Raw genomic sequence first — 8,268 nt, forward strand, 5'->3', positions numbered from 1 at the left:
GGGGCAGAAGCGATCATGGCGCCTGCTTTATCGGATGAAGGCCGGCCAGGCGAGCCGGCTTATGCCGGGGCGGGCACATCGCCCTTCCGGCGATTGGCGACCACCACCCGGTCCCGTCCGGCCTCCTTGGCTCGCATCAGTGCGGCGTCCGCCGTCGCGATGAGAGACTGCGCCGGCCCGTGATCGGGATAGATCGCAAGGCCCATCGAGATGGTGACGGCGCCCAGCGCGTGCCCGTCGTGCACCAGATCAAGCGCGGCAATGCGCGCCTGGATCTGGCTGACCCGTTCCAGCGCGCGCGGCTCGTCCAGCCCCGGCATCAGCATCAGGAATTCCTCGCCGCCATAGCGGAATACCAAGTCGTCGTCGCGGATCGCGCTGGCAAGAACGCCCGCGACAGCCCGGATCACGAGATCGCCGGCATCGTGGCCGAACTGGTCGTTCAGACGCTTGAACAGATCGATGTCCATCATCAGACAGGCCAGCGTGCGCCCCGCCGCATCGGCGGCCACCACCAACCGGCCCAGCACGTCGCTCAGATCGTGGCGGTTGCGCAGGCCGGTCAAGGGATCGAACAGCGCTTTTTCGTGCAGTTCTGCGCGCAAGTTGAGGTTCGCCAGCGCCAGCCCGATCGTTTCGGACATCAGTTCTATGTAGATCGCCGTGGACGCGTCGGGCGCGCTGGTTCCATTCAGGTTTTCCAAAGCCAGCAGGCCGATCGTCTCGCCCTGCGCGGTCAGCGGCACGCAGATCGTAGCCGGGCGCGCATCGGTGGCGACGTGCCGGCAGGGTACATCGTCGAGCGCCGCGCCGGGACTGTGGATCTGCCCGCGGCGCAGCGCCCAGCAATCGTCGGGATCTAAGCTCGCGTCGCTGCCTTGCGGGCCGAGCCAGCGCGCGTTGCAGACCATCAGCCCCAGCCGCGCGTCCAGCGTATAGAGACGCCCCGCCAGATGCGGCGCGATCCGGGGGGCGAAGATCCCCACCACTTCGTACAGATCGTCTACAGATTCGCACCCCTGCAGGCGCTGCGTCATGCGGGCGAGCAGATCGCGCACTGCCCAGTCGGCATCGCGTTCGCGTTCCAGGCGCTGGCGCTCCAGACCGTTTTCGCGGAAAATGCGGATGGCGTGCGCCATGTCGCCGATTTCATCGACGTGCGAGAATACCGGCGGCTGGACATCATAATCCTGCTCGGCCAAACGGCTCACCACGTCGCTGAGCGTGACGACCGGGCGCAGTATCCGGCGTTTCAGTATGAAACCCAGCACGAACAGGAACAGGATCGCGGTGATGGAAACCGTGACCTCCGACACGGACCGCAATTGCTGCGACGCTTCGCTGGCCTTGCGGATCACCTCGTCCGAGCGCTGGTCGAGCATGTAGCGGAACCGGCCAAGCAGGAAATGCGCGCGTTCCAGTTCGCGCTCGTATTCCGGCCCGAACACGATCTTTCGCGCCGTGGCATCGTCACCTTGGCGCATGGCAGCGATCGCAGCCTGTTGTTCGTCCTGCAAGGTCTCTGCCTGCCGCAAGCCTTCGTGCAGCGAGCGCAGCTCCACGGCGTTCGCTCCGGCATCGCGCAGGCGGGTCAGCCGCTGCTCCACCGGGCCGATATCCGCAAGGACCCTGTCGTACGCGATCGCGTGGCTGGGATCGCCGGACACCGCGAACAGGCGCGCCTGGTCGGTCAGCTGGGCGATGTCGCTTTCCAGTTCGAACGCCAGTTCATCGAACTGGTCCCGCTGACTGACTGCGGCGCGCTCTTCGCGATCGGCGTTGGAGGCCATGAACATAGTCGCCCCGGCGGCAAGGGTCAGGCAGACGGTGGCCCCGTAGGCCCAGTTCGTGATCGTCGCGATGCGCATGAGAGCAGCGTTAGACGATGATGGTTACTTTTTTGTACGCAAGCGTGCTGACCGCTGGTCGGATCGTTGCGATGTTGGCGTTTGGGCGTCGGCGAAAGCGCGCCAGAAGTGAGTGATGATCGCGATAGACAACGGATTCGAGGAAATCGTCGGCATCGTCGCCGACTGCGAGGTGAGCGCCAGCCGGGTGTGTGCCGCAACGGGCTATCAGCGTCGCCACAGCGGCCCGGTCGCGGCAGGCGCCTTGGCGTTGCTTGGCCTAGGCGGCGACCGGAGTGGCCGGGACATCCTGCTCGCGCATCCCGATGCCGGTCGCGGCGCGATCCGCCTGGTCACGCTTGACGGGCCGGCTGCATCGCCCATGCGCGATGGCGCTCAGGCTTGGGACGCCGGCGGGATCTTCGACATCAACATCCGCGCGCTGCGTGACATCGACAGCCTGCATGGTGCGTTTCGCGACGCTGGATTTGTCAGCCCGGCACCGATCATCGACTGGGACTTCGGCCCGCTGGCGGTGCGTGAGGTGGTGGAAAAGGATGCGGACGGTCTGTGCATCGCGCTCATGGAGCGGGTGCATCCGCCATTGGCGGGGTACGAGACGATTTCGGGGCCGGCTTCGTGGGTGTTCAATTCCACCCAGGTGGTCGCCGATTTCGATGCCGCGCGCGCGTTCTTCCTCGACGGGCTGGGATGGCAGCCCGTGCAGGAAACCAGCAGCCCGGCCGGGCGTGCGGACGGCGGAAATTGCATGGGCCTTCCGGTGGGACTGGCAAGCGGCATCGACATGCGTATCGGTATTTATCATCCCCACGGCCGGATGGAGGGGTCGGTGGAGATCATCGCCTTCGGCTGCGCCGGCCACGATTTTTCCCATGCCGCGCCACCGGGCCGTGGGTGGGCATCGCTGCGTCTGCCAGTCACCAACCTGGACGAAAAGGCCCAAGCGCTTGCCGCCGCCGGTGCCAAGGTCAGTCCCGTTGTGGTGTTCGAGTGGGCGCCCTATGGGCAGGTGCGCGGCCTTTGCGCAACCACCGCGTGGGGCGCCCGGTTCGAGATGCTGGAACTGCAGGGGCGGTGACACCCCGCGCGTTATCCGCCAGATGGTGAAGCCAAGCCTCTTTGCCCGCCGCGTGTATCCTGTGATGTAGCATCCTTGAATAACTGAAGGATCGACGGAGCATGGCGATGGACAGGCGCAGGTTCGCCCTTGGCGCGGCAACCCTTGGTCTAGGCGCGATGGCGGCCAGCACGCCCTTGCTGGCGGCAACAAAGACCCGTCCCGGCGCCGGAACCAAACCCGTGGCCAAGGCGGCCGCGCGCCAGGCCGGCGAGCCCGACGTGCTGATCCTGGGTGCCGGCATATCGGGCCTGCAAGCCTCGCACATGCTCGAAGAGCAGGGCCTCAAGGTCGCCATCATCGAAGGCCGGGACCGCGTGGGCGGGCGGATCATGACGCTGCTGGATCAGCCGGGATACCCCGAGATGGGCTTCAACTCGATGGGTGAGGGCTATGGGCGCGGGCTGGATGTGGCCACGCGTGCCGGCGTTACCATGCAGGAAGTGGGTTCACGCTATCGGATCGGTCCGCCGCCCCTGCTGTACATCGGCAACCAGGCTTTCACGCGGGACGAATGGGCGAAGTTTCCCGGCAACCCGTTTCCCGACGCGCTGAAGACTGCGATGCCTGGCGAACTCGCGGCCATGCTGGTGGCGCAAAAGACACGTCTCAAGGACTGGAACGCGTGGGCCGACCCGGTTAGCGCGCCGCTGGACATTTCGCTGCACGATTTCCTCAAGCAGCAGGGTCTTTCGGACAAGGCGATCCATCTGGCCTACGACATCGCGCCTTACTATGGGCGCAACGCCTACGACGTTTCGGCGCTGATGAGCGAATACAACGATGGTTTCGTGAAAGCGCAGATCGCGGCAGGGCCCAAATCGTTCGCAGTCAAGGGCGGTAATCTGCTGATGGCACAGGCCCTGGCCAAACAGCTCAAGGGCGACGTGCTGCTTGGCCGTGAAGTTGTGGCGATCACACAAGGTGGTGACGCGGGCAGCCGGGTAACCGTGCACTGCAAGGACGGGTCCGTCTTCTCCGCGCCCAAGGTCATCTGCACGCTGCCGTTTTCCACCCTGCGCAACGTGGCGATAGAGCCGGGGCTGAATGGACTGCAGGCCGAAGCAGTGGCGCAGCTTGGCTATCAGCCGATTTCGATGGTGTTCCTCACCGCCGATACCCCGTTCTGGGAGCAGGACAAACTTGCCCCCGGCATGTGGACTGACGGCGTGCTGGGCAACGTCATTCCCCAGCGATACGGTGAGGATCCCCAGCAGATCACGGGTTTCATCGTGCAGGCGCGGGGCAACCTGGCGGATTACTGGGACCTTCTTGGCGCCGAAAACGCCAAGGCGCTGATCGTTGCACGAATCGAGGCACTGCGCCCGGCTACCAAGGGCAAGCTGCGCGCACACTCCTATTTCAGCTGGTCGCAGGAACGCTTCAACGTAGGCGATTTCTCTTATCTGGCACCGGGTCAGGTGAAGTGGATGGCAGACATCGCCAAACCTGCGGGCAACCTGTTCTTCGCGGGCGAGCACACGGCTACCGGTGCGCGCGGGCTGGAAGGCGCGCTGGAATCGAGCGAACGGGTCGTGCTTGAAGTGATCTCGTAACGCCGCCATGAACGTCCCCGGTTTCTGATGGCTGTCGCTGTTCGCACGGCGGACAATTGCGCGCAGAACCGGGGAAGGGATGCCGGAACAGGGCATGGTAAAACTGTCAGCCGCGAGTGAGAGCCTTTCTATGGAATACGATTACGTTCCTTTGCCGCATCGGGGGGCTTTGCGGTGGCCGAATGGGGCGCGGGTGGCGCTGATTCTGACGTTCAATCTGGAGACGTGGGATCTGACGAAGGATACGGACAAGCCGTATTACGCGGGCGGGCCGGCGATCCTGCCTGACGTGCTTCCGGGCAACACGCCGGACTTTCCCAACTTCACGTGGCGCGAATACGGGCAGCGGGTGGGGATCTGGCGGCTGTTCGACCTGTTCGATGAACTGGGCGTGCCGGCCAGCTGCACCACCAATGCGGTGACGTTCGAGCGGCGCCGGGCGATGACCGATGCGGTGCTGGAGCGCGGCTGGGAACTGCTGACGCACAACTGGGAGCAGGGCGAACTGCTGACCAACTTCGCGCACCAGCCCGAGAAGGAGCGCGACATCGTGCTGCGCTCGCTCGACCAGTTCGAGAAATACACGGGGCGCAAGTCGAAGGGCTGGCTGTCGTCCTCGCTGCGCGGCACGATGCAGACGGCGGACATCCTGGCCGAGCAGGGCTGCACCTTTTACTGCGACATCATGAACGACGACCAGCCGTTCCTGCTGCGCACGCCGCACGGCCCGATCGTCTCGGTGCCCTATTCGAACGAGATCAACGACTTCACGTTCATCACCCGCAAGAACTTCACGACAGACCAGTTCCGCGATGCGCTGATCGAAGAACTTGACGTTCTGTATGCCGAAGGCGCCAAGACCGGGCGGATCATGAACGTGGGCCTGCACCCCCACGTCTCGGGCCGCGCGCACCGGGTGCGCGCGCTGCGCGAGTTCATCGAACATGCCAAGTCGCTGCCCGGCGTCTGGTGGGCGACGCGCGAGGAGATCGCGGCATGGTATCTGGAGAACCACGAGGACCACATCCCCGGCCAGCTTGAGGCAAAGAGCTGATTGTGGCGCGTACCGAAACGATCGTAGTGGTGGGTGGCGGCATCGCGGGAATGACCGCCGCCGCGGCACTGGCGCAGGAAGGGTTCGCGGTCACGCTGCTGGAAAGCGCGCGCGAATTTGGCGAGATCGGGGCAGGCGTCACGCTGTCGCCCAACGCGATGAAGGGCCTCGATTTCATCGGCGTGTGCGAGGCGGTCGCCAGCGCCGGGGTCGAGCCTGCGCGCCAGCGCATCCAGCACTGGCAGGACGGGCGGACCATCGTTGCCAAGGACCGTTCGGACCAGCGCGCCAGGTACGGCGCCCCGTACGTGACGATCCACCGCGCCGATCTGCACGAAGTCCTCGTGGGCGCGGCCCGGCGCGCAGGGGTGGACTTGCGCACTAACGCGGGCGTGGTGTCCAGCCAGGGCAGTACCGTGACGCTGGTAGACGGGTCCACCGTGAGCGGCGACCTGATCGTGGGCGCGGACGGCGTGAAGTCGGTGATCCGCGCGCGGTTCGAGACGACCCCGCCGCACTTCACAGGCCACGTCGCGTGGCGCTGCCTGGTGCCGGTGACGCCCGAACTGCAGGAACTGTCGGACTTTCCGGGCATCATCATCGGGCCCGGCGCGATGATCACGCGCTATAACATCCGTGGCGCCACCGCGATGAACCTGGTGTTCTTTTCCCGGCAGGACGGCTGGAACGAGGAAGGCTGGACGACGCCGGTCGACCCGCGCGAAGTGCGCCAGGTCTATGCCGGCTGGTGCGACGATGCGCGCACGCTTATCGATGCGGCCTGCCAGCAGCCGATGTACAAGTGGGCGATCAATGCGCGCACTGCGCTGCCCGGCTGGATCATCGAGGACACCGTCACCCTGATCGGCGATGCCGCCCACGCGATGACGCCGTTCCTGGGCCACGGGGCGGCCTGCGGCATCGAGGACGCGGTGGTGCTTGCCAGGGCGCTGGGGGCCTCTGCCAGCATTGCCGAGGGTCTCCAGCGCTACGAGGCCGCCCGCCACGAACGCGCCACCTTCATCCAGGCCGAGAGCAACGCCAACGCGGACCGGATGCAGGGCCAGGACACCGACTTCTTCGGCCTGGAAGGCATGAAGGACGAGGAATCGCTGGGCCTGTTCACGTACGACTGCCGCACGGTGCCGGTATGAGCGCGCTCCCCTTCGACGGCCACGCCATCGCGCCCGAAACGCAGGCCTTCCTGGCCTCCACTCACCAACTGCTGATCGGCGGCGCATGGGTGGAAGGCAGCGGCGAGCTTGCGGTTACGGACCCGGCCACGGGGCTTGAACTCACCCGTGTCCAGACCGGTGGCGCGGCCGAGGTCGACCGGGCGGTCATCGCCGCACGCCGTGCCTTCGATGGCCCGTGGAGCCGGATGACGGTGGCGGAACGCACCGCGCTGATGCACCGGCTCGCCCGGATCATGGAACAGCACGCCACGCTGCTGACCCAGCTCGACATCCTCGACAACGGCATGCCGGGTTTTATCGCCGGCCTCACCACCGCCAACTGCGTCGAGATGATCGACTACTATGCTGGCGCGATCATGCGGATCGAGGGGACGACCACCGCTCCGCCGCGCCACATCGCCACCGAAACCGAGGCGCTGACCTACACCTTGCGCGAGCCGGTGGGGGTGGTGGGCCAGATCGTGCCGTGGAACGTCCCGCTCTCCACCGCGATCCTGAAGCTCGCACCGGCGCTGGCGGCGGGCTGCACGGTCATCCTCAAGCCGTCGGAGGAAACTCCGCTGTCGGTGCTGGCGCTGGGCCAGATGGTGCTCGATGCCGGCTTCCCGGCCGGCGTCGTCAACATCGTCAACGGCCTTGGCGCCGAAGCCGGGGCGGCGATCGCCGCGCATCCGGGGATCGACAAGGTCTCGTTCACCGGCTCGACCGCGACCGGGCGCCGGATCGTCTCGGCCGCGCTGGGCAATCTCAAGAAGGTCAGCCTGGAACTGGGCGGCAAGAGCCCGGTGGTGATCATGCCGGACGCCGATCTGTCGCTGGCGATCCCGGGCGTGGCGATGGCAACGTTCTTCCTGCAGGGCCAGAACTGCATGGCCGGCACGCGCATCTTCGCCCACGCCGACATCCATGACGAGCTCGTCGCCGGGCTCGCGGCGTTCGCCGGCGCGATGACCCTGGGCCACGGGCTGGACCCGGCGACGATGCAGGGACCGATGATCTCGGATGCCCACACCGCCAAGGTGATGGGCTACATCGAGGGCGCGCGGGAAAGCGGGGCCACGCTGGTGGCCGGCGGCGCGCGGCTCGACCGGCCCGGCAACTTCGTGCAGCCCACGATCTACACCGATTGCCGGCCCGACATGGCGCTGGTGCGCGAGGAAATCTTCGGCCCGGTGATGGCGGTAGATCCCGGAACTGGCGCAACTGATGGCGNATCCCGTTCGGCGGCTACGGCCAGTCAGGCTGGGGCCGCGAATTCGGCAAGGAAGGCCTCGACGGCTACCTCGAAACCAAAGCCGTCACCGCAAGGCTGTGACCCGCTACCGTCACGCGTGCCCCATCGGAACAGGGTTGGCCATCGGTGGCGTGAAGCAGTCTGGTTGGGGTCGGGACAGCGGACGGCAGGCGCTGGAAAACTACCTTGAGTGGAAGACGGTCTGCGCGGTGGTGTAAACGCGGCGGCCGGGCATCGGATCAA

At 66.1% G+C, this 8,268-nt stretch carries 8 protein-coding genes; 7 read left to right on the forward strand and 1 reads right to left on the reverse strand.

Translation table 11 applies throughout. The annotated features are described in order from the left end of the window. Window positions 1-59: 59 nt before the first annotated feature. On the reverse strand, window positions 60-1,868 hold the full coding sequence (locus ASE49_RS05910; RefSeq protein ID WP_056769314.1) for a diguanylate cyclase: 1,809 nt from the start codon (window positions 1,866-1,868) through the stop codon (window positions 60-62). 115 nt (window positions 1,869-1,983) lie between these two features. Here ASE49_RS05910 and ASE49_RS05915 point away from each other — a divergent pair, with 115 nt between their 5' ends. From ASE49_RS05915 to ASE49_RS18915, 7 genes are all read left to right on the forward strand, one after another. Further along, window positions 1,984-2,946: a hypothetical protein gene (locus tag ASE49_RS05915; RefSeq protein ID WP_056769316.1), complete on the forward strand. Its 963-nt coding sequence runs from the start codon at window positions 1,984-1,986 to the stop codon at window positions 2,944-2,946. A 101-nt stretch (window positions 2,947-3,047) separates the two neighbouring features. Continuing rightward, entirely contained in the window at window positions 3,048-4,541 is a 1,494-nt protein-coding gene (locus ASE49_RS05920) for a flavin monoamine oxidase family protein (protein ID WP_056769318.1), read from the forward strand. A gap of 193 nt (window positions 4,542-4,734) precedes the next feature. Then, on the forward strand, window positions 4,735-5,595 hold the full coding sequence (locus tag ASE49_RS05925) for a polysaccharide deacetylase family protein (RefSeq protein ID WP_235522858.1): 861 nt from the start codon (window positions 4,735-4,737) through the stop codon (window positions 5,593-5,595). 2 nt (window positions 5,596-5,597) lie between these two features. After that, a complete protein-coding gene (locus tag ASE49_RS05930; protein WP_056769321.1) occupies window positions 5,598-6,749 on the forward strand; it encodes an FAD-dependent monooxygenase in 1,152 nt (383 codons plus the stop codon). Further along, window positions 6,746-8,003, forward strand: a 1,258-nt coding sequence (locus tag ASE49_RS05935; protein ID WP_235522859.1) for an aldehyde dehydrogenase family protein, incomplete at its 3' end; no start/stop codon positions are given. The genes ASE49_RS05930 and ASE49_RS05935, both read left to right, overlap by 4 nt. Window position 8,004: 1 nt before the next feature. Next, entirely contained in the window at window positions 8,005-8,106 is a 102-nt protein-coding gene (locus tag ASE49_RS18650; protein ID WP_235522860.1) for an aldehyde dehydrogenase family protein, read from the forward strand. After that, a complete protein-coding gene (locus ASE49_RS18915; RefSeq protein WP_442945947.1) occupies window positions 8,103-8,243 on the forward strand; it encodes an aldehyde dehydrogenase family protein in 141 nt (46 codons plus the stop codon). The genes ASE49_RS18650 and ASE49_RS18915 overlap by 4 nt, the downstream gene beginning before the upstream one ends. Window positions 8,244-8,268: the final 25 nt, after the last annotated feature.

The organism is Novosphingobium sp. Leaf2 (assembly GCF_001421325.1).
Lineage (GTDB): Bacteria > Pseudomonadota > Alphaproteobacteria > Sphingomonadales > Sphingomonadaceae > Novosphingobium.

Excerpts from the sequence above, each read along its gene's own strand:
- ASE49_RS05910 (WP_056769314.1), bottom strand. The coding sequence starts at position 1,868 with ATGCGCATCGCGACGATCACGAACTGGGCCTACGGGGCCACCGTCTGC.
- ASE49_RS05915 (WP_056769316.1), top strand. The coding sequence starts at position 1,984 with ATGATCGCGATAGACAACGGATTCGAGGAAATCGTCGGCATCGTCGCC.
- ASE49_RS05920 (WP_056769318.1), top strand. The coding sequence starts at position 3,048 with ATGGCGATGGACAGGCGCAGGTTCGCCCTTGGCGCGGCAACCCTTGGT.